Annotated in this window: 21 protein-coding genes; 3 read left to right on the top strand and 18 right to left on the bottom strand. The window is 32.5% G+C overall.

Features of this window, described 5'->3' with window-relative positions:
- The 7 genes from ACNFIH_RS02685 to ACNFIH_RS02715 form a co-directional block, all read right to left on the bottom strand.
- The gene (locus tag ACNFIH_RS02685; protein WP_426485374.1) at window positions 1–1,215 is read right to left on the bottom strand and encodes a YaiO family outer membrane beta-barrel protein; all 1,215 of its coding nucleotides are present in this window, start codon (window positions 1,213–1,215) and stop codon (window positions 1–3) included.
- Window positions 1,215–1,580 (bottom strand): response regulator transcription factor, encoded by a 366-nt coding sequence (locus ACNFIH_RS02690; protein ID WP_035644357.1) that lies wholly within the window; start codon window positions 1,578–1,580, stop codon window positions 1,215–1,217. Before ACNFIH_RS02690 ends, ACNFIH_RS02685 begins: the two co-directional genes overlap by 1 nt.
- A 75-nt stretch (window positions 1,581–1,655) precedes the next feature.
- Window positions 1,656–3,641, bottom strand: a complete 1,986-nt coding sequence (locus ACNFIH_RS02695) for an ATP-binding protein (RefSeq protein WP_426485375.1) — start codon at window positions 3,639–3,641, stop codon at window positions 1,656–1,658.
- 333 nt (window positions 3,642–3,974) lie between these two features.
- Window positions 3,975–5,393 carry a TolC family protein gene (locus ACNFIH_RS02700; RefSeq protein WP_426485376.1) on the bottom strand — a complete coding sequence of 473 codons (1,419 nt, stop codon included), beginning with the start codon at window positions 5,391–5,393 and terminating at the stop codon, window positions 3,975–3,977.
- Window positions 5,374–6,729, bottom strand: coding sequence for an HlyD family secretion protein (locus tag ACNFIH_RS02705; RefSeq protein WP_426485377.1), 1,356 nt, complete (start codon window positions 6,727–6,729; stop codon window positions 5,374–5,376). Before ACNFIH_RS02705 ends, ACNFIH_RS02700 begins: the two co-directional genes overlap by 20 nt.
- 2 nt (window positions 6,730–6,731) lie before the next feature.
- Window positions 6,732–8,387, bottom strand: coding sequence for a peptidase domain-containing ABC transporter (locus tag ACNFIH_RS02710; protein WP_426485378.1), 1,656 nt, complete (start codon window positions 8,385–8,387; stop codon window positions 6,732–6,734).
- 107 nt (window positions 8,388–8,494) lie between these two features.
- Window positions 8,495–8,899: a hypothetical protein gene (locus ACNFIH_RS02715; protein WP_426485379.1), complete on the bottom strand. Its 405-nt coding sequence runs from the start codon at window positions 8,897–8,899 to the stop codon at window positions 8,495–8,497.
- Window positions 8,900–9,374: 475 nt separating this feature from the next.
- Between ACNFIH_RS02715 and ACNFIH_RS02720 the strand changes: the two genes are divergently transcribed.
- Window positions 9,375–9,950, top strand: a complete 576-nt coding sequence (locus ACNFIH_RS02720) for a phospholipid scramblase-related protein (protein WP_426485380.1) — start codon at window positions 9,375–9,377, stop codon at window positions 9,948–9,950.
- Window positions 9,951–10,688: 738 nt separating this feature from the next.
- Here ACNFIH_RS02720 and ACNFIH_RS02725 read toward each other — a convergent pair.
- The 6 genes from ACNFIH_RS02725 to ACNFIH_RS02750 all read right to left on the bottom strand — a co-directional run bounded on the left by ACNFIH_RS02725 (window position 10,689) and on the right by ACNFIH_RS02750 (window position 15,569).
- Complete coding sequence (locus ACNFIH_RS02725) at window positions 10,689–11,093, bottom strand: hypothetical protein (RefSeq protein ID WP_426485381.1); 405 nt, start codon at window positions 11,091–11,093, stop codon at window positions 10,689–10,691.
- A 20-nt stretch (window positions 11,094–11,113) separates the two neighbouring features.
- A complete protein-coding gene (locus ACNFIH_RS02730) occupies window positions 11,114–11,404 on the bottom strand; it encodes a hypothetical protein (protein ID WP_426485382.1) in 291 nt (96 codons plus the stop codon).
- Window positions 11,383–11,859, bottom strand: coding sequence for a hypothetical protein (locus ACNFIH_RS02735; RefSeq protein ID WP_426485383.1), 477 nt, complete (start codon window positions 11,857–11,859; stop codon window positions 11,383–11,385). The genes ACNFIH_RS02730 and ACNFIH_RS02735 overlap by 22 nt, the downstream gene beginning before the upstream one ends.
- A 2-nt stretch (window positions 11,860–11,861) precedes the next feature.
- A complete protein-coding gene (locus ACNFIH_RS02740) occupies window positions 11,862–13,097 on the bottom strand; it encodes a hypothetical protein (RefSeq protein ID WP_426485384.1) in 1,236 nt (411 codons plus the stop codon).
- Window positions 13,063–13,329 carry a hypothetical protein gene (locus ACNFIH_RS02745; protein ID WP_426485385.1) on the bottom strand — a complete coding sequence of 89 codons (267 nt, stop codon included), beginning with the start codon at window positions 13,327–13,329 and terminating at the stop codon, window positions 13,063–13,065. Before ACNFIH_RS02745 ends, ACNFIH_RS02740 begins: the two co-directional genes overlap by 35 nt.
- 212 nt (window positions 13,330–13,541) lie before the next feature.
- Complete coding sequence (locus ACNFIH_RS02750) at window positions 13,542–15,569, bottom strand: tetratricopeptide repeat-containing sensor histidine kinase (protein ID WP_426485386.1); 2,028 nt, start codon at window positions 15,567–15,569, stop codon at window positions 13,542–13,544.
- A 144-nt stretch (window positions 15,570–15,713) separates the two neighbouring features.
- Between ACNFIH_RS02750 and ACNFIH_RS02755 the strand changes: the two genes are divergently transcribed.
- Together ACNFIH_RS02755 and ACNFIH_RS02760 are read left to right on the top strand one after the other, a co-directional pair.
- Window positions 15,714–16,409, top strand: coding sequence for a response regulator (locus ACNFIH_RS02755; protein WP_426485387.1), 696 nt, complete (start codon window positions 15,714–15,716; stop codon window positions 16,407–16,409).
- Between the two features lie 172 nt (window positions 16,410–16,581).
- Entirely contained in the window at window positions 16,582–17,202 is a 621-nt protein-coding gene (locus tag ACNFIH_RS02760; RefSeq protein ID WP_426485388.1) for a hypothetical protein, read from the top strand.
- Between the two features lie 85 nt (window positions 17,203–17,287).
- On the opposite strand, the gene ACNFIH_RS02765 is transcribed toward ACNFIH_RS02760, so the two are convergent.
- From ACNFIH_RS02765 to ACNFIH_RS02785, 5 genes are read right to left on the bottom strand one after another with little or no spacing between them, the layout of a single operon-like run.
- Window positions 17,288–18,382, bottom strand: a complete 1,095-nt coding sequence (locus ACNFIH_RS02765) for an AI-2E family transporter (protein WP_051951312.1) — start codon at window positions 18,380–18,382, stop codon at window positions 17,288–17,290.
- A gap of 36 nt (window positions 18,383–18,418) precedes the next feature.
- Window positions 18,419–19,111: an ion channel gene (locus tag ACNFIH_RS02770; protein ID WP_426485389.1), complete on the bottom strand. Its 693-nt coding sequence runs from the start codon at window positions 19,109–19,111 to the stop codon at window positions 18,419–18,421.
- A gap of 41 nt (window positions 19,112–19,152) precedes the next feature.
- Window positions 19,153–20,721 (bottom strand): MFS transporter, encoded by a 1,569-nt coding sequence (locus ACNFIH_RS02775; protein ID WP_426485390.1) that lies wholly within the window; start codon window positions 20,719–20,721, stop codon window positions 19,153–19,155.
- Between the two features lie 3 nt (window positions 20,722–20,724).
- Window positions 20,725–21,786, bottom strand: a complete 1,062-nt coding sequence (locus tag ACNFIH_RS02780; protein WP_426485391.1) for an HlyD family secretion protein — start codon at window positions 21,784–21,786, stop codon at window positions 20,725–20,727.
- 11 nt (window positions 21,787–21,797) lie between these two features.
- Complete coding sequence (locus ACNFIH_RS02785; RefSeq protein WP_426485392.1) at window positions 21,798–23,132, bottom strand: TolC family protein; 1,335 nt, start codon at window positions 23,130–23,132, stop codon at window positions 21,798–21,800.
- Between the last annotated feature and the right edge of the window lie 15 nt (window positions 23,133–23,147).

A 23,147-nucleotide genomic window follows, 5' to 3' on the forward strand; every position in this document is an offset into this window, starting at 1 on the left:
TTAAAAACGTTTAGTAACGATTAACTGCAGATTAAACCTGTTTCTGTATTCTCCTGGAGTATATTCCTCGCGCTCATAAAGAAAAATTGGACGCACGAAAAACGAATCGCCTAAACGATGCTGATACTGTATTCCAACTCTAAAAGCTTCTAATGGCTGTGTGAAACCGTTATAAAGATATAAGTACGGAACAGTTCCATATTGAAGTTCCAATCTTATGATTCTTTCTTTTTCTTCATTGGTTTTCTGTAAACTTAAAACATGAGAAAACAATGAATTTCCTGTATCGTAATACGGCCTATATGCCAATGTATAACTTCCTGTATTGTATGCAACTTGTCCTGTAAGTAACGTAATATCATCGCTTTCAAAATGCATAAATCGTGCTCCAAATGCAAAATCAAATTTTTTAACCGGAGCAAAATAATATTCTAAACCAGCCTTTCCAACGGGAAATAGTGTTTCTCCTGTTGAAAGTCCGGCGTTGGCATATAAATAGCTTTTGTTTGAAAATGTTTGGTAGAAATCAGTTTCAAAAAGCATTTGTGTATCATTTCCTGTATTTCCAATATTTGCGCGACCTACAATTGCCGATTTGCTGAATTTATGTGAATATTCAACATACCCATAATGCAAAGGCGATTGCCCTGGCTCTGACGTAGAAATGTTAAGATAAGACGCTGCAATTGCATTTTTAGCTTTTTTGCCAATAAGTGTTCGAATGCTTCTAAACGGCTGAGTGCTATTATCTGCAATTGATGCTTTTTCAATAACTTCCAACGCTTCCTGATCGCGATTCAGTTTTTCAAGACAAGATGCTTTTGTTTTAATTACGTCCACCGATTTTGGATCAATTGCTAAATATTTATCGCAATATGAAATACATTTTTCATATTGTTCCGACCAAAAATAAGTATTGATAATTGCCTGTAAAGCATCAGGATTTGGATTTGCTCTGTCTGTTAATGGTGCTAATATTTTTATGGATGATGGATAGTCTTTTTTCCAGCTGTAAATTCGTCCTGTATACACCTGAATATCTTCGTTTTCAGGGAATTTTGCACGCAAAGGTTCAATTAATGATAATGCTTTATCAAAATTTCCTTTTTCTGTTTCTTGTTTTACCTGAGCCAAAACGGCATCAATATTTATTTCCTGTCCAAAAGAAATGGACGAAACAAACAACAAAACTATTGAATAATATAGAAATTTCATTAAGCTTTGATTTTTAGCAACTTATTAATTCGAACTAAAAGTACAGCAGGACTGATTGGTTTTGCAATAAATTCATTTGCACCAATATCAAAAGAATCCAGTTCTGTCTGTTCAACACCTGAAGAAGTAAGTATAATTATAGGAACATCTGAATTAATAGTTTCCCTGACATATTGCGTAATTTCCATTCCGCTGATACCAGGCATATTTATGTCGGTCAAAATCAAGTCGTAATTGTTTTTTTCGATGGCTTCAAGCGCATCTTTTCCATCAGAAAACTGGTCAACAGCAAATCCTTTGGATTCTAAGAAAAATGATAATGATTTGCGTAGGATATCATTATCTTCGGCTAAAATGATTCTCATTGCTATGATATTTTTGAGGCAAAAATGCCATTTATGTTAGGCGTATATGTAAAGCTAAGGCTTATTTCTTTTTTATCAAAGCTCCTTCAGGATTTTAACGGTCTCTTCGATTCCGCAATGCAAAATATTTATTTTATCAGCACTTTCAGAAGTAAATTGATTATTTATGGCTTCTTCTTCAATAATCGATAAACAATTCGTCAAATCAGTAAGCATGAAAATATCTAAACTGGATTTCATATTATGCGCCAGTTTCTTTACTGTATCATGATCTTCATTTTTAAATGCTTCTTCAAGCTGAGCCGTTTGACTCGGAATTTTATCTAAAAAAAGATCAATCATTTCTTTTCTAAAATCTGGACTTCCGCATGCCATTTCATCCAAAATAGAAAAATCAATAATTCTTCTTCTTCCATGATCAGCATCTTGGCTCATAACCGTTTTTATCGCTTTTAAAAGCACAGACTGTTTAAAAGGTTTTGGTACATATGCATTCATTCCGACTTTGTAACAACGTTCCTGCTCTCCAACAAGAGAATGCGCTGTCATGGCAATAATCGGAATATCTGATTTCATTTCATTTCTGATGTATTCCGTTGTCTGATAACCATCTTTAATTGGCATTTGGAGATCCATCAAAACTAAATCATATTTGTTCTTCGATAAAAGTTCAATGCCTTCTTCCCCGTTTTCAGCGATATCCAATTCAAAACCAAAATTTTGCACAACGCTTTTTGCTAATTTCTGATTTAGCACATTGTCTTCGCAAAGCAAAATTTTCAGATTTCCAAGATCATTTTTTGATATCGTTTTAACTGAATCTACTTTCGCGTCTGCTTTTTTATACGAAAGAACAAAAGAAAATTCTGAACCTCGGCCTTCCTTGCTTTTTACTTGAATTTCAGATTTTTGAAGTTCAATTAACTGTTTTACAATATTTAATCCGAGTCCAGTTCCGCCAAATCTGCGTGTTGTACTTTCTTCAGCTTGTGTAAAACGTTCAAAAATGGAATTAAGTTTATCTTCTGGAATTCCAATTCCGGTATCTTTTACAGAAAATCGAAGCAAATAATGATCTTCTGTTTCTTCCACTTTTTTTACAGAAACCGTTACATCGCCGTCATGCGTAAACTTTAGCGCATTTCCGATAAGATTTACTAAAATCTGATTTAATCTTCCTTGATCGCCAATAACCATATCGGGCATATCGGCATCTAAAAAAAGATTGAATTCTACGTCTTTATGTGCTTTTACTTTTAATAAATTATAAACATGCTTAAGCGTTTTTTTCAGATTAAAAGGCTCGGAATCAATCGTTAAATTTCCTGATTCCATTTTAGAAAGATCCAAAATATCATTTACAATCAAAAGCAGATTTTCTCCTGCAATTTGAACACTTTCAATATAATCACGCTGCGTTTCATCTAGTTCTGTTTGCGCCAAAAGATCTGTAAAACCGATAATGGCATTTAATGGCGTACGGATTTCATGACTCATATTGGCCAAAAAACTATCTTTTGCCAAAACAGCACGTTCCGCAATTTTTTTCTGAGCGGCCAACTCAATATTTTTAGTTCGAACTTCCAGCTGATTTATTACGTGTTTTGCAACAATCGAAAGCGCATTACGCTGATTTTCATCTAATGTTTTTGTAACATGATCTATGGCGCAAATAGTTCCGATGTTGAATCCGTCCGGCGTTGTAAGTGGAACTCCAGCATAAAATCTTACCTTAAAACCTCCGGTAACATTAGGATCATCTTTAAAACGGTCGTTCAAAAATGTATCGTTAATTTCGATCATTTTTGATTCCATAATCGTGTATTTGCAAAAACTGATATCGCGGGGAACTTCGGAAACCCCTATTCCGATTTCTGATTTGAACCATTGTCTGCTTTCATCAATAAAAGAAATATGGGCAATTGGCACGCCGCAGATATAGGAAACAAGCTTTGTAGCATCGTCAAAAGCATGATCTGGAAGTGTGTCTAATATATTATAACGTTTTAGAGCTGCTAAACGTTCAAATTCGTTTTCTGGAATTGGATTTTCTGTACTCATTAATTAAGTGGTAAAGGGTATAAAGTTAAAGTATTTCCACCAAAATTCAGCATAAATCGCCGTTTCAAGGCAATGTTTTACGCTATAATATTCCATAGAGAAAAAATGTAGTCGGTTTCAGACTTCACGTGAGTAACTAATAGCTTAATAAAGCACACAGATAACGCGGATTAAACGGATTTTCACTGATTATTTATAAAATCTGTTTAATCCGCGTTATCTGTGTGCCATTTACAAATGGTTAAAAATTATTAAAAACAAAAACAGCAGTAACAAAAATTACTGCTGTTTTCTCCTAATATAACCAACAACTAAGCGAACAAATAAACTTTTCTAATCTGGATTTGCCAGTATTTTGTATAATTCTGCATTTGAAATGTAAAATTGATTTTCAATGCTGATTTGAGACAGTTTCGCGCTCACCAAATTATTTTCTCTGGAATTAATCAAGAAAATGGAACTTTCGCCAAATGAAAACAGTTTTTCCTCTGAATTTAGCATTGTTACATAATCCTTTACCAGATTATCAATTACCTTTTTTTGCCTTTTTAAAGATGATATTTCAGTTTGCTGGGCTTTGATTTTATTTTTCAGCTCCAATCTTTGCTGTTCGATATCAAATTGTATGTCCTGAATTTTGAATTTTGCCAGTTTAAGGCTTCCTCTTTCTTTTCTCAAAAAAATCGGAATACTGAAATCGACATTAAACTTGTAATCATCAGCGTTGAATGAGCTCCAATACGAAGGCTCTGAAATATAATTATAACCGACATTTAATTTAGGAAGCAATGAATTTGCCTTCAATTTTCTGTTGATTTCCAACATGTCCATCTTCGTTTCCAAAGCCTGAAGTTTTGGATGCGAGTCTAAGCCTTCAACCTCCACCATCATAGCATCGGTTTTTAAGGTTGTTTCCAATGTCTGAATCAGATTTTCTTCTGGTTTTACATTATCTTCCAATTCTACAGGAACATTTTCAATCCATAAATAATTGGACAGATACAATTTGGCTTTGGCTAATTTCAGGTTTCCATTTTCAACATTCAGTTGTCTGTTTCTTACTGTAATTCCAGCTTCAACACTGTCAATTGCCGGAGCGTCTCCTAATTCAATCAGCTTTTTTACGCCTTCAAAACGTTTGCTTGCAAAGCCTAAATATAGATTATAAAGTTCGGCTTCATTATAACTTTTTCTCCATTCAAAATACGCTTCGCTTGCTTTGTACAACACTTCAATTGCTTTTAATTTTCGTTGTGCATCGCTCAATTTTAATTGCAGTTTTCCTTCTCGAACGTCAGCCATTCTTTGATTGATGAACATTCCTTGCCCTAAAGCAACATTTATTCCCAAAGAAGTCAAACCCGCTTCTGGAGTTTTATTCTGTGGATTATAATATTGTCCATCAGTATCGTCAAAACCTGCTTTTATTTCGATTCCGTACCAAGTCGGGATTTTGAAACTGCTGTTTAATAGCGAATAATATTCAGTTCCTTTAAATTGTTTTTTGCTGTAATCTACTTCAATTTTAGGATCAAATCCGCCACGCGCAACCATCAGCGCAGCTTGTGCATTGCTGATCTCAAGATTCGCTTGTTTTACCAGCGGATGATACTTTTTTACATATCCTAAAAATTCGCTGTAACTTAATTCCTCTTTATTAAAATCCTGACCGTATGAAACAGAAAAACCGAATAAAAACAAAAGAGAAAATAGTCGTACAACGTATTTCAATTTATTTTTTGTCCTTTTCATATTTTGCCTCTTTTACATCTGACTTATAATAATTTGGTGGAAAACCATTCAGATTTCGCCATATTTCATACCAAACCGAAACGGTTTCCAGCAAAGCAATACTTTGTGCTCCTGCTCCAATACTCAATTCTTTAGGCCATTTATTGTCCTCGCCATCTGGCGAAATAAGTACTCTGTATTTTCCGTTGGCACTAATAAAATTTTCAATTGCTACAATTTTTCCGCCGTAAGTTCCATAAGATAATCCCGGCCATCCTGAAAACACAATTCTTGGCCATCCATCAAACCAAACTCTTACTTTTGCACCACGATGCACTAACGGAAGATCGATTGGATCTACATAAGTTTCAACCGCTATATCATAACTTGATGGCATGATACTTACAATTGGAGTTCCTTCTTTAATTGTTTCTCCCAAACCAGCCAATAAAGCACGGTTTACATAACCACTTTGAGGTGCTGTTATGTAATACAAACCGTTTCTCAGACTGTAATTTACATATTGATTTTCAAGTTTATTTACCTGAGCTTCTGTGTCATATTGTGTGCTTAGAGCTGTGAATTTATCACTTCTTGATTTCGAAATTTTCTCGGCATATTCGGCTGTAATTCGGTTAATTTCAACTCTTGCGTTTATAAGCTCGTTTTTACTGCTTAAAAGCTTGTTTTGCTGTGTGATGATATAAGCCTCAGATTCCTGAAGTTTCAATCTTTTTTGTTCTACATCTGTCAGCGGTTTTAAACCTTCTTTATTTAAAGCAGTTGAACGATCAAATTGTGTTTTGGCAATTCTCAACTGTGTTTTTACAGCTTCCAAATCCATACTGTCGCTTTTTATTTTAAGCTGTGACTGCTTTATTTTATTTTGCGCCTGCTGTAATTTCAGTTCTCTTTCTGTACTAAGTGATTTTGCCTGAACTTCAAGAGAATTTACTTTGTCGCCATAAGATTCTACAGCCATTTTTTTAGCATCGACCTGCTGTTTTGTATTGCCTACAAGGTTTGGATCCAGATAATCTTCTTTTACTTCCGAAATGAAAACAATCGTATCACCTTTTTTCACATAATCACCTTCCTGCACATACCACTTTTCGATTCTTCCGGCAATGGCGTTGTGAACCGTTTGTGGTCGCTGATCTGGTTTTAAAGTCGTAACCGAACCGCTTCCTGAAATATTCTGTGTCCATGGAAGAAACAGACAGCCAACGGAAAACACTAAAAATCCGATGATGACTCTGTTTAAAATTTTATAATGAGGTCTTCGGGCAACACTTGTTATAGAGGTGTACTTTCCCGGAGTTATAAGTATATTGTTGTCTTTTGATATATTGAGCATGATTATAGCTTTATGTCGTTAATGATTTTTCCGTCGTCAATGGTTATCATTCGGTCGCATTTATTCTTCCAAATATCATTTTTAGAAGTTACGATTACCGTCCAGTCATTTTTTTGAGAAAGTAAAAAATCAACAATTTTTCCCGATGTCAGTTCGTCCATTTTATCAACAGGATCTTCAAGGAATAAAATATTTGGTTTATGAACGATACTTCGCGCAAGCAATATTTTCTGAATATCTGAAGCTGAGAGTTCATGTCCGCCCGGATGAACTTGGTGTTCTAGACCGTTAGGAAAAGTTTTGATGTCCGGCGTTAAGCCAACACTGTCCAAAGCCCATTTCAAATCCTCATTATTTAGTTCTTCATTTCCAAAAAGAATATTCTCTCTGATTGTACCGGCAAAAAGCGTATCACCCTGTAAATACGTACCTGCTTGTGCTCGGTAACTGTCTTCATCAAGTCGGTTCATAAAAGTGTCTGTCACATACATGTCACCGCTTTCTGGCTCAAGCAAACCAGCAAGCAGTCTAAGTAAAGTACTTTTTCCGGCACCATTCGTTCCTCGCAATATTATTTTTTCACCCTGATTTATTTTCAGGTTAATATTTTTAAGTGATTTTTTGTTGTGATCGGGATAATTATAAGCAACACTTTCGGTTTCGATTGTAATTCCAGCTTCATTCACAGTCGATTTTTCCGGAATACACGAAATTTCCATATCCGTTACCTGGCCGATTTTTTCTACAGATGTCAATACATCGTAAAAAGATTCCAGTCCGAAAATGATTTTTTCTACCGAATTGATCAACAATACGATAACAATTTCAGCTGCTACAAACTGCCCAATGTTCATTTGATGGTGAATTACCAGAAAACCACCAATCGACAATAAGGCAGCCGTAACAATAACTTTAAAAATAGTAAGCTGAATGTATTGTTTTTTCATTACCTGAAAGTGCTTTTCACGATTATCGACATATTTCGTTACATAGCCATCATTGCGTTTCAGCGCATATTCAAAACCTCCTTTTCTTCGAAAGCTTTCACGGTTTCTTGCGATTTCCTGAAGCCATGCTGCTACTTTATATTTGAATTTTGATTCGTTAAGACTTGTTTCAAGACCATCTTTATAAGAAAATTTAAAAATGATATATAAAATGGCAATAAACAAAAGTCCGATTACCATAAAAAAGGAATGGTACAAAACCAATAATATGATTCCGAGTCCGACTTGCAAAAAGGCTGTACAAAAATCCAGAAGCAATTTTGCAGTTCCTTTTTGAACCATTAATGTGTCGAAAAATCGGTTTGCTTTTTCTGGCGCATATTCAGAATACATTTCCTTATATTTAATCAAAGGCATTCTGTATGCGAATTCAAACGATGAACGCACAAAAATTCGCTGTTGCAAATTCTCTACAATTCGAAGCTGCAAAATGGTCAAAATACCACCAAAACCAACTCCAATTGTTACCAGAATTACGAGAACAATCCAGGAAACACTAAGTTGCCCGCTTTGAATAAAATTGATAATAGCCTGAATTCCCAAAGGAAGAGAAAGATTTACTAAACCGGCGAATGCGGCATAAAATATAATTTGATATACATCTCGCTTATCCAATGTAAGCAAGTTATAAAAACGTTTAAAAGGTGTCATAAATTTATGTATAAGTATTACATTAATAAATAATTATTAATGTACGAAAAAAAATAATACCCTGGATTTCAGGTATGTGTGATTTTTAATATCAGGAAAAATACTATTTACGCAATATTTTGAGGAGGTCGCAGATGAATTTTGCCATGAAATCCAAAGGAGAAAATTGGATTATTGATATAGTTTTTTCCTTTGGCGTGAACCTGAAAATATAGATCAGCCAATGCGGAATCAAATGGAATTATATATTCAAACAACGGAATACCTTTTGCTTGTTTTGTTGATTTGGTTTCCTTTGTTTCGTAATCATCCAATTCTTCCGAAATGCCATCGCATTTGAATATTTTTTTTAAGAAATTGCATGTGATTCCTTTTACAGAATCCTGTTCGGTATTGTTATTTACAATCCTGACAAATGTTCCGGAAAAATTAATACTGTTCATTAAAAAATAGCCAATCAGCAATGCATGAACGCATTTACAAAAGATACTATTTCTAATTTTACTCAACATTTTTCTGTTCTTAAAGTGGCGCAAGTTAGAACGAAATTTTCGGTGCTACATTAAAACAACATTAGAATTGAATCTGGTTTTGTTATTTTTTTCTTAAAGAAAAAAAGAGTGAAAAATGGCTTATGTTGTATTTTCTTCTGATTTTATTTTTGCACCAAATGTTTAATAGTTTTTCTTTTTTAGAGAACGCTTGTAAACAATTGTTCGAATGGAGTTCCGTTTACCGAAGCACAACATCAAATGAACAGACGAAGCGAATTTATTATTACTAAAATGTAATTTCAGTCTTAAAAGACGCTTTTTTAAAAAAGTTTGAATCGTATATTTTAGTACATTGATTACCAGTGTAGTTATTTTCTTTCAGTACTGTTATTTATTTTATTTTTTAACATACAAACAGGTATTTATACCTATTTCTAACTGTAACTTAAATTCTAATTTTGAGTTCCAAAAATTAACTAACCAACTCAAAACTATGATTTCAGATTTCTTTGAAACTAATAACTATTTTGTGGACAAAAAAGATGGCTTTCAGGAAAGTTGCCATATTTATAACGAAAAAAGAGAAAGAATAGGCCGAATTAAACAAAAATTCAGTTTTATTCAAAAAATCCTTCCAGCAACTATTGGCAAATCAATACTTCCTTTTAATATTGAAATTAGAAGTGCAAATGGTGGTTTAGAAGCTACTATTTCAAAGAGAGGCAATTTCTTAAAATCTGAAATTGTGATCCAAGATGCTACTGGAAAAAAAATAGGCGCAATAAATCCAAAATTTAGCTTTTCTAAACCAGAATTTAAGATTCTAAACACTTCCAATCATGTCATTGCAGAAATTTGTGATGTCTGGAAAAAATCAAATTTTATTATCAATGATTCCTCTGAAAATCAGATTGGATCAATAAACAATAACTGGAACGGAACTCTGAAAAATAAATCTACAGCTACAGACAGTTACAAAATAAGTGTCATGCCAAATTATTCTAAATATGAAGAAAAGATAGCTGTTTTATCTAGCGCAATTGTTCTCAATATGTGTTTTTTAAGCTAGAAAAACATCTATTAACTAAATATAAAAAAGGCTAACTGTAAAAAGTTAGCCTTTAAAATTTACTTGCTTATTTTTTTATAAAGCTTAGACATAAAATAAATTCCTGCTACAAAAAGGGCAACAATAAAGATTTGCCATAAAAGTAATCCAATCTCAAAATCGTCAATTAGTTTATCTATAATACTGTTAATTTTTATTTTTAGCTCTTAATTTAAAAAACTTAATCCCAAAATAAATATTGCCAATTATAAAAAAAGGTAAAACAAAATAGTAATACTTAATAAATCGAAAAGAACCGTTAAAATAGGCGAAATAAATACAATCTGTTATGTACAAATAGGCAAACAAAAACATACAAATTATTACAAAAATTAAATAATTCCTATTTAAAGTGTTTGATCTAAAATATAAATTCGGTGCAAAAAAATACAATAAACATTTTGAAAAAGAGTAATTTGGAGATTTCTTTATTCCTTTTTTTAATCTCACAACTAAAATTTGTTTTAGATAAAAAAGAGCCCCAATAATATATATTGGGAACATCAAATAAAAGTAACTTACGATATAATAAGTATCATAAATATTAATTGTAAAAGAGTATTGAACAAAATAAAAATAGACAAACAGTAAAGTACAGATTACTACAAAAATCAAATAGTTCCTATTTAGTATTTTCATATATTTTCGTTATTAAAAAAAATTATACATTTTAAAATGACCTAGGGAGATGTCCTATAACTATTCAATTTTAAAAACCGGTTCTACTTCAACATATTTTTTTTCCTCATCTTTTTTATTTACTATGACAACAATATAATTATCAAATAGATTCATGATTTTAAGTTCACTAAGCTGTTTCTTGTTGTTAATGCGATATAACTTCGCTGATTCCGCAAATTTTTTAAAACAAAAGACTTCTTGAGGTTTAGTGCACTTTACAACCTTATATTCTTTAAAATAAACTGCACCTTCTCTTACATCATAGTTATTCTTTATGATATAGAGTTTAGACTCCTTATCTTTCGATTTCGAAAGATATTTGCCATCTAATTTAAAAAAAAGGGTATCCTTTGCTTTTTCCTGAGATTTTATGGTATTCACAGAAAGAAGAAATAAAACAATTATAAAAGTATATATTTTCATTGCTAATGTTTCTTAAATGATTAGTTACAAGGCGTCATTTTACTTAATATTGTAGCTCTACTTGCAAGTCTTGTAATTTCTTCTTTTTTAGCTTCTGTCAAATCTGTCCATTCTTTAATATTATTCTCTTTTAAACCTCTCCATGCCATTGCTTCATAAAAAGCATCATTTGGAGCTTCTCCATAATAATTGATGTACTTATTATAATCTTCTGCTGGTGCGAGCGTCTCGCTCGTGCAATAATTGAAATCACAAGCGAGACATTTAACGTTAGCGGATGATTTTTCTTTTATAAATCTGAATATTCCCAATCTACCTCGTATTTAATTACTTTATTATCCTCACTTTTCTCTAATATGTAGACTTTAAAATAAGAATGAATACTAGTAACGGGAAAAGGAGGTGAAAACCCTGTTTCTTTATAGTCAGCTGTTTTTTTAATTTCTTTTTTATAAAATGTAACTTCATTTTCTCTCAGTTTAGAAACATTTTCTAATTTTATACTACCTAAAAAGTCTGATGAACAAGTGTCAGATCTGTGTTTCTTATTATTAAAATAAAATCGTTCAGATTCTATTTTAAAATATATTTCCCCTTTTGCCTTCTGAGTTTTTATATAATTTTCTTTTGGGTAAAAGAAGATATACTTTAAAGGCTTTAAATGTTTGTTTCCTCCTTTATAGAAAGTATAATAATCGCTTTCTTTTACTTGTGCATTTATAATATTAACAAGTAGGAAAAACAATATAGTCATATTTATTTTCATAATTAATTACAGGTTGATGGTCCTTGATAAGCGTTCTGACCGATTAAATTTAAAATTGTCGTTTGTTGTACTGAAGATAAATTAGTCCATGCTACAGTCTTTTGCCCATCTCCTAATTTTCCTAAACCAAACCAAGTTACAGCTTCATAAGTAGAACGAGGAAGGCGGTTGTTGTCAAATTGCTGAATTATATCTGCAATAGTACCCCTATAGTGGCTTGCCATCATGTCGTGATTCCACGTAGGATGAGTTCGGTTATAATAATAATCCATTAAGCCTGGGTAATTATTTTTTAAGGAATTTACATATGCAATTTGTTGCTGAGGTGTCATAGTTTGAGGATCTAAACTTCCATTTTGTGCAGCTGATAACATTTTTCTAAATATCTCGGCATGAATAATCTCATGGGCGAAAACTGTTGCATTTCCTAAATCTGACAAATTTGCTAGTTTAGTATTATCAAATTGAATTTCTGTTATATAATTTACAGGAGGTACCGTAATGGCAAAAACATTTGTATCCAGATTATTATTAATAGTTAATTTTAAATGACTTACAGCAAAATCTCCATCAAATTTTTTTACTGCAGTGCTAAACAAGCCTGAAACCATTAATTTATCATACATACATTTTGCTTTTCCTGTAAGTTCATTAAAAATTTTTTCAGGTGTTGGCGCCGTTATACCTCCCCCTCCAGTATTAGCCCCACCTCCATTTGGAGAAGTATAACCGCCAGTTGTTGGTCCACCAATTTCAGGATTTCGTGGTCCGTAATATTCAACAGGACTTCCCGTACTCGGTGCTTGTACAACAACTTCCCTTAATACTATTCCTTCAAGCTTCGGTGGTGTATTATCACCACCACCTGATTTACCACCGCATCCACCATCACCAAAATCAGCATAAACACAAGGTGCTTCAACTGGAGCTTTGTTTGTTGAGTTTCTCTTTGTATAATCTATGACTTCTACAACACCAGTTTCTATAACTTGATTGTTCTCAAATCTAGCTGCTCTCACAAAACCAGTCTTTAAATTCCAAACACTAATAAAACCCGTAAAGTCACGGCCATCTATAGAATGTTTTTTTAGTGGAACATATTTATTCGTAACAATTTCGTAAACTAACGCCTTATATTCTTCCTTTCCTGTTTTATAAATATACAATCTTTGCTCCCAAAATTCACGATCATCTTTTTTAGATTCAATTATTAGGTACAATCGTTGTTTCCGTGCCATCTTCTGAATTTGTGATTTTTGCTTCATCCCAGTTGTACTTTAAATCAGCCAACAAAAAGTAATTCTCACCCTCGGATTCATATTTGCTAAACCACTTTTGTGTTTCTTTTAATTTAGCGCTTGAATTTCCATCTTGCCTTTCTAAGTTTTCATCATTTGTACAATTAGCAGAAAGCATCATAATACACAAGAAAAGCGCAATTCTCTTTAAAATTTTAATTTTTTGGCTCATAATTTTAAGGTTTAATAATTAATTAAAACCAAATTATGACTCTAAAAATCAAAGACTTGACACTAAAAGCCTGAAAAATATTAAAATAAGATTATTCTTATATTTTAAATCTACTTGCGATTCTGAAAGACAATCACAATTATAAAAAGTCATTTTGTTAATGACTTAAAATTATTCTAAGCATATTAAAAAGTTCAAGACGACTTTTTATTCTAAACATCAAACAAAACAGTAATTTGCGTTCCCTTTCCTCTTTTAGATAAAATTTCAAGATGACCTTTTAAAGAATTTGTTCTTTCTTTAATGTTATTAAGGCCAATTCCTTTTTTTTCAGCAACAACATCAAATCCTTTTCCATTATCTTTAATTGATAATTTTAAAGTTTTGTCATCAATCATTTCAATTTTTATAATGGCTTCTGAAGCATTGGAATATTTATGGATATTCAAGATTCCTTCCTGAATTATTCGGTAAATGTTTATCTTGTAAATATTTAAAATCGTATCCCATTTAAATGCTTCGTCAATTAAATAATGAAATTCTATATCATTTACATCCTTTTGTTTCTCAACTAAATTTAGCAGCAAAGTATTAAAATCGCTATTTTCAAGAAAAGATTCCTGACTCAAATCATGAGAAATTGATCGAATTTCGTTTTCTACATTTTGCAATTCAAAAATATATCCTTTCCTTTTTTCAATTGTATTTTCATCAACTTTGGCATTAAAAAAACCTAAATTCATTCGTATCGAATATATTTTATTCATTACACCGTCGTGAAGTTCTCTGGCAATTTTGTTTTTTTCTTCCTCTTTTGCTCTGTTTATTTTTTCGTTCTGTTCGCTTAAAAGCTGAAATATTTCATCACTGTCACTTTGTTGTTGCTTTACAAATCGCAGTTCTTTGTTTCTATATTTCAAATAAATGTAAAGTGAAATTGCTGAAAGCACTAAAAAAAGGGAAAACGAGAAAATTAAGGTATAAAAGTTCTTTCTGGTCAAAACCCTATTTTCGTTCTCAATACTTTGTGTTTCATATTCGATTCTGGCATATCTATTACTCGAAATTGCCTTAACCCTTTCAATACTATCACGCATTTTAATGTATCTATTGGCATAAAAAAGACTCTTTTTTTTATCTGCTTGAGACAACAATTTAAGACTTGTTAAAACCTCATTTGTATTTCTCTGACCAACAGCGCTTTCATGAGCTTCTTTTAGACTTTTAACTGCTTTTAGGGTATCTTTTTGCGTAAGATAAAATTCTCCTAAATGGATTTTAGCATATATGGTTCCCCCTGGGTCATTACTATTTTTTTTAATTTTAATCGCCTCAAAAAAAAGAGCCTCAACATTTTTATAGTCTTTGTTTTTCATCTTACAATGCGCCAAATTTGTTAGAACAGTAGCGTATGCACTGGGAGACCTATGAAGTAAATCTTGCGTTAACAACTCACTCAAATTTTTTATTACTAAAGGATATTGTCCTTTTCTCTCATAAAGATTACAAATATTAATAACAGAGGTTACCTTGTAATCGTTTACAGCGTCTTTTGTTCCTAATCCTTTTTCTTCCATTGTTTTTAAAACTTCTGATGCCTTTTGATGATACTTTAATGCTTCATCGTACAAAAAAAGTTTTTCTAAACAATTACCCATCATATTATTACACGTAAAAACAGCTGTTAAATTGTCTGTTTCCTCGAAATAATTCAACGCTTTTGTAATTTCAATTTCACATTCAGGATAGTTTCCGTCATAGAATAAAACATAAGCTTTATTAAAATGTACCCGACCTAATTTATCATCGTCGTGGATTTTTTGATAAATTTTTTGAGCCTTTAAATAATAAAAATAAGCACTGTCTTTTTGGGCATTTTCGTAACAATCTCCCATATAATAAAGCGATTTTGCCATTCTCGAACTATCATTTTCTTTAATAGAAAGCTTTAAAGCAACTTTACTATACTTATAGGATTTGTCTAAATTATTTAAGAAGTAATATTCTGCTCCTATTTTTAAATAAAGATTACGAAGAACAGTATCATTCTTTTTATCTGGTAACAGCAATGCTAATGAATCTAAATATTTTACTTTTTTCTCATTCGAAAGTGATTGAAAATATTTCTCCTTAAAAAGGTTTTCTTTCTGTTCGTAATAACGTGATTTATCGAGAAAAAGAAGACACACTAGGGTGATTAAAAAAAAGACTAAAAGCTCTAATTTTAAATTAAACTTCACAATATTCAATATTTATTGGCTCAAATATAAAGCAAAAATAAAATCAAAAGAATAATAAACTTTTTAAGCAGAAATAGATGTACCGAATCAACTTAAATTAGAAATTTTTAAAAAAATATGAATATTTTAACATAATCATTATTTATGTTTGTAAAAAAATTACGCAGAAAAATGCCACTAAATATTCTGATTGTTGATGACCATCCGATGACCGTAGATAGCTATGTAAATCTTTTATCAGACGATTCATTCAATAAAACCGAAGCCGATTTTTATAAAAATTATAACTGCGAAAGCGCATATAAAAAAATACAATTCCTTAAAAAGCAAAATCAAAACATTGACTTTGCGATTCTTGATGTTAATTTACCTGCCTATCCTGAATTGAATATTTTAAGCGGTATTGACTTGGCTGCTGTTATTAGAAAGACACATCCTCAATGCAAAATTTTATTACTTACAATGCATACGGAAGTATTTATTGTCAATAGAGTATTAAGTGATATAAAGCCCGAAGGATTCATTTATAAAGGCGAAATAAACTTTGAATCGTTTCCTTCAACATGCGAGAAAATTTTATCTGGAGAAACGATTTACAGTTCCGAAATCATAAAATCACAGAGAGCATTCTCTAAAAAAGATTATGATTGGGATCAATTTGATACAAAAATTTTAAGTCTTCTTGCAAAAGGCGTAAAAACAGTTGATATGCCAAGCCACATTCCTTTGTCTATGAGTTCAATAGAAAAACGAAAAGCCAATATAAAAAGTAGACTTTTGTTGGGAAGAGGAAGCGATACGGAATTAATAAACAAAGCTCGGCAATTAGGTCTTCTTTAAAATTAATTTTTATTCAATTTTAAAAAATCGAGATTATTTTTCTATTCTGAAATACAAGTACGATTATACAAAATCCATTCTATTGATATTCTAAAATTGGCTTAAAAGGCAATAAATACTTTAATTAAATGTTTATACATAATAGAGATAAACAAATTAATTTTAAGAATATATGCATTTAGTACAATTGAAAAATAGAATAGGATTTTTGTCTTTAATTCTTGCAATCGGAATTTCGATTCAAGGTTATGCGCAAAAAGAACTGGATAACAAATACAAGCCAATTCCGGCGAAAACTCCAAAAACAAAAGAAGTTGTTCCGCCAAAAGAAGAAGCTCCGAAAGTTAATCCGCCTGCTCCTGTTGAAAAGCCAGATCCTTCGAAAATTGATCCAAACGAATTATTCAAGGATACCAATTTGTATAAGTCACCAGCAAATGTAGAAGGGATTTTTTACAGACAAAATCAATTTTTAGGAAGCTTTAAAACGGCAACTTTTACCTCAACAATTCGTTATCGTGACGCCGCTTTTGTAGATGGCGACAAAATAAAAGTATATTTAAACGATAAGGTAATTGAGCCTGAAGTTACAATGAATGGAGAATATCAGGGCTTTAAAATAACTTTGGTTCCAGGAATTAACAAAATTGATTTTGAAGCTTTAAATGAAGGTTCAGCTTCACCAAATACTGCAGAATTCCAAGTATATGATGACAAAGGCGCAGTAATTGAATCCAGCCAATGGAATGTTGGAACTGGATACAAAGCTACAATTGTTCTGTATAAAGAATAATTCAGGCTTAAGAAATAAAAACAGAAATCAAAAATCCCACTTTATTGAAGTGGGATTTTTAGTTCTATACTAATTCAAAAAAAACTTATTCCAAAGGTTCTGGAATTTCCAAAGGATCAACTACAGGTTCTTGATGATCGTTAACCCAAGCAATAAATAATTTATAACCAATTGAAAAAACGATTGGCCCGACAAATAATCCAATAAATCCTGACATAATAAATCCGCCTATAACTCCGAGGAAAATAACTAACATTGGCACAAGAGCACCTTTTCCAAGTAATAACGGTTTTAAAACATTATCTGAAAGTCCACTGATGATGAAAAATATAGTCCAAAAAATGGCATAACCCGAATCTCCTGTCGAAAACAAATAAACGATAACGCCAATATTTATTATAATTGGCCCAATCTGTAAAATTGAAAATATCAGACAAATCAAAGTCAAAATTCCCGCATACGGAATATCGGCTAAAAACAATCCGATTGCCTGAATAATGGTCTGAATAACCGCAACTCCTAATATCCCTTTTACAACCTGATAAATTGTCGAAACTGAAATGGTCATGATTTCTTCTGCTTCATTACCGGCAATTTTTCTTAGAAATTTCATTGCAAAAGCTTTAGCTCCTGGCGTCACCAACAAAATTCCAGCAATAATAACCGACAATATAAACTGTAAAAAAGCTGCTCCAGAACTTAAAATACTTCCCATAATTTTTGCCGAAAATTCTTTGATCTGATCCTGATATTTAATTACGCCTTGCTCCAGATCTGTTGACATAGCAAGCAAAAATTCATATAAAGGTTTCCCTATTATCGGCCACTCTTTTATGGATTGCCCCGGAGGCGAAATTTTAAGTGTTCCTGCTTCAAAACTGCTTTTCAGTTCTAAAAAATTAGCTGTTGCTGCCTTTAAAAAATAAATTAATGGCACTAACATTATTGCGATAATTACAATAGTTATAATTACGGATGCCAATGTTTTTCGTCCCTTTAATACTTTCTGCAGAAACTCAAATAAAGGTAGAAATACAACTGAAAGAATTACCGCCCAAAGAATCGGCATAAAAAACGGCAACAATAATTTGAGACAAAATCCAACAATCAGGAAAATGAAAAATAATTGTAAAATAGTATCAAAGAGCTCTTTGCGTTTAATTGAATTTGAAGTTTCCATGTTTATTTTGATTTAGATATGATTGGTTTAATTTGATTATTCTTGTTTTTTGGTAGAAAAATTGGCATCAGAAACCAATCTTCCTATTAAGATTACGGGATATAAAACTCCAGTAAGAACTTCGATCTGAACTAAAGAACGCGCCAAAGGATGCAACGGTACTATTTCGCCAAAGCCTGTAGAAGTAATACTGACATAACTGAAATACATAAAACTGGCCTGGTCGCTATTAATTTCAAATTGAGACTTGACAATGTTAAAAGAACCTTCAATATGTCTAAACAGAAATAAATATAGCGTACACCAAAGCTGCACCAGCAACATATAAACCACAACTGAACCTATAATGCGATAGGTTGTGACAGGTCCTGGCTCTAAAACCTTTCTTAAAACCAGCAGAATTAAAAGTCCCATAACCGCTATCGTCAAAAAGAGATCTGCGAACAAAATAATGATGTTTCTGTTGAAATAATCGATCCACTGAATGATGACAAACAAAATGGGAATGATAGAAATAATAAACGCCTGCTTTTTATGCTTTGAAAGCGAAAAAATTCCCGCAAACAAAAACAGCATCCAAAAAATATTAAGTCCGACCATAAAACGCGGATAACTTCCAAAAAATGGAATGGCGATAAAATGCATAATGCATAGCAAAATCAGCATACCGCCGAGTCCGCTTTCTTTTTTCCATAAGCCAAATAAAAAGCGATTCTCTTTATCTTTCATAATAACTCATTTTATTAGTTCAATTGCTTTCTTCTAAACCCTCAAATTGGTATTGGCTCTACTTCCACTCTGCCAATTGGTCTTCGCCATAATTTGAAAAGCAGAATTATAAAAATGGGCAAAAAACATATTGCCGACATAACCAGATAAACGTCTTTATAAGCTAATAATATTGAAGCTTGCGAGGTTTGGTTTGAAAGGCTTTTTTCGGCTTTTTTTTGTGCCTCGGCATCCGATAATCCTATATATAAAAAGTTCTTTTTGTAGCTTTCTAATTGATTTTCTGCCATTTTATTAACCGATGATAATTGCTGGCTCAAACCTGTTTTATGTTGCACATTCATATTCGAAATAAAAGTTCCTAAAACAGCACCGCCTAATAATGAAGCAAAAATGGCTTGTGCAATAATTCCGCTCATCATTCTTGAAGTGCTCAATTGTGGCGGCACGCCTTCAGAAATATATAATAGCGAAACAGGAAATAGAAATCCCATTCCTAAACCTTTAAAAACGAGAGGAACAAAAAAATCAGAAGAATCAATTCCGGGATAAAATCTAAAAAATAGAATAATATGATAGAATCCATAGCAGGCAAAACCCATAATCCAAATTGTTGCTAAATAGATTCGTTTGTACAAAAGATAAGTCGAAAGCGGAATCGAAATGCATAAACCAAACAATATTGCCAAATGGGTTAATGCATTGAGAACCGAATCAAAACCTAAAACGTTTGTCATATAGCCTGTTATAACACTTCCAGTTCCGTTTATTATTCCGATATAAAACATTAAAAAAGCACCTATAACTACATTTTTGAATTTATAAACATCAGGATTAATAATAGGATCGTTGGTAAAACGAACATGCAACAGATAAATTCCTGCCATTATAAATAAAAGACCAATTGCTAATACAATTTTAGGATCATTAAGCCAGTTTCTGGTTTGTCCTTCGGCACATAAAAAAAGAATAATCAGAAAAAACAAAAGCATGATAATCCAGCCGCGCCAATCAAATTGAAAGGCCGTTTTCATTGGAGCAACATCAGCTTTATAAAAATACCAAGCCAATAAAATACAGATCAAAAAGTTGACATTCAAAAAATAAATCCCGAATGTCCAATTGTGAAAACTAGTAAAATGAGCTCCAAAATATTGATAAAGATGCTGACTTCCTTTTTGAATAAACTGCAGTATTCCGTACAGCAAAGCCATATTAAAAGCCGGATTATATTTTATTAAAATAGGCACCATTGAAGCAAATATTCCAATCACAGAAACAATTGCCAAAAGCGACCTAAAAAAGACAAACCATTCAATACTTGGCACAAACAATAAAGCCGAATTAAAAATCAGCGACAAAAAACCAGCAGATAAAATCATGGTGCGAACTTTTATCTGTTTTCCTAATTTTAATCCCAAAGGCATAAAACCAAGCATCACAAAAATTGGAATATAAACCGAATATGTAAATACAGTAGTCGAAGCTCCAAAATGGCCCATGACTTGAGAATTATCATAAGTTGTCACGTTGAGGCCATTAAAAAAAGGAATCGTAAGGATATATAATCCTATGAGAGTAAATACGCTTCCTTTTTTTCCTGCAAACATTTCTTATTTTTTTACATCAACGGTTACATTCATTCCTGGTCTTACATCCTGCAACTCTTTTGCTGGCGTTTCAAATTCAATTTTAACTGGAATTCTTTGTGTGATTTTGACAAAATTCCCAGTTGAATTATCCGGTTCAACCATTGAAAATTTTGCGCCTGTTGCCGGAGAAAATCCAACTACTTTTCCTTTAAACTCTTTTCCGTCAAGGGCATCGATTGTAATGGTAACTTCTTGTCCGCTTTTGATTTTTTCAATTTGAGTTTCTTTGAAATTCGCCGAAATCCATAATTTTTGATTGAGAACAATTGTTGCCACGGTCTGATTGGTATTAATTAATTCACCAATTGATAAATTGCGTTCGCCAACAAATCCGTCGCCTGGTGCAATAACACTTGTATAAGATAATTGAAGTTTTGCGGCCGCCAAATCTGCTTTTTTTCGTGCAACTGTTGCTCTTGCTGCTTCAAGATTAATAGTACTTTGTTTCGTTACTGAAGTGCTTGCTTCAAGATTTTTTTGACCGGCTTTTACATACGCTTCCTCCGACTTTAATTTTGAAATTACCTGATCGTATTGGTTTCTTGTCACGGCCGAATCTGCATACATATTTTTGAAACGCTGATAATCTTTTTGTGCTTTTTCGAGACTTGCCATATCGCCTGCCAGTTTTTCTTTTCCAGAAGCCTGATTGGATGCTGATGTTGTAATATTTTGTTCCAATGAATGAAGATTTCCTTCGGCTATAGCCAAATCTGCTTCGGCCTGCATGACTTTTATCACATATTCTGAATCATCCAAAACGACCAGTGTATCTCCTTTATGAACCGATTGATTGGCTTCAAATCTGATTTCTTTAATATGTCCTGTCGCTCTTGCTGCAACACTGTTGATATAAGCTTCAACCTGAGCATTATTGGTCGTTTCATAAGTACTGAAGTCAAAAAACAAACTCAAAATCCACAAACCACCCGCTATCAAAAAAGCAAAAGACAGGACAGTCAAAACGGTATTTCTCCTTTTATCTTTCTGAATGTTTTCATTTTGTGCATTTGCTTCGCTCATACTATTTTATATTAAAGTTTTCCCATTGCATATTGCAGCGAATAATATTGAATGATCAAATCCAAATTGGCATTGACCAATGAAATTCTGGAATTATTTAGCTGTAATTCGGCATCGACTATTTCACTGATTAACGCAAAATCATTGTCATATCTACTTTTTACAATTTTATAATTGCTCATTGAAAGCTCGACATCTTTCTTATATGTTTTAATATTTTCCTTGCTTTCTGCATATCTGACGTAAGCATTCTTAACCTCCGTACTGATTTGATCTTTTGTAACCTGAAGGGCAATATTGCTTTTATCAATTTCCAAACGATCGCCTGAAATACGATGCTTTAAATTGTAAAAACTCGAAACATCCCAATTCAATGAAACGCCAGCCGCCCAGTAATTCAGAAGATTTACATAATTTGGCCATTGTGCCGGATATTCCGTATTCAGGATAAGATTGGCATTTATATTGGGCATAAAACCACTTTTGGTCAAACTCAAAGAAGATTCAGATAATTTGATTTTTACTTCGGCGCGTTTTATTTCTTCTCTGTTTTGAAAAGCTTCTTCCAAACTTTCCTGTAGGTTTATATTTTCGGTCGGAAGCATGCTTTCTGCAACGACGGGTTTCAGAATTGTATTCGTTGGAAAACCAATTAAAATATCCAGATAATTGCTAATCAATTCAATCGTATTTGTGCTTCTAAAAACCGAAACTTTAAAATTAGATTGCTGCAATTCGGTTCTTAAAAGATCACTTTTTATATTTTGACCATTATCTACACGCGATTTCAATTGTCTGATTCGAAGATCTGTATTAATGATATTCTGTTTCGTTACTTCAATTTGCCTGTATAATTTTTCGAGGGTAAAATATTGCTCTGTAATGGCATTTTTGACATCTGCTTCGGTCATTTTAACCGCTGACTGCTGCATTTGGCTTAAGAGTTCCTGTTGATCGATTCGCTTGTTAATGGCGCTTCCGGCGTAAATGGGCAATGATGATATGATATTGGCGAAAGCTTGATGATTATAATAATCTACTGTAATATTGCTTTGATAAAAGCCTTCATAAATTTTTGGATTTCCAATATAAGTATAACCTCCATTTACGCCTATGCGTGGCATTTTTGCAATTTTTGCCTGATCGACATTTTCATTGGCAATGGCCAAATCTGTATTCGCAATTTTGAGTTGACGGTTGTTCTGAATTCCTAATAATATTGCTTCATCCAACTTAATTATTTTTGCATTTCCAAGACTATCCTGCTGTGCAAAATTCAAGTTGAAACAGCAAAATGCCAAAGCCAGAAACTTTGATTTTAAATCTATTAATTGCCAATACCTCATCGAATTTTATGCATT

The organism is Flavobacterium sp. 2 (assembly GCF_049949195.1).
GTDB lineage: Bacteria > Bacteroidota > Bacteroidia > Flavobacteriales > Flavobacteriaceae > Flavobacterium.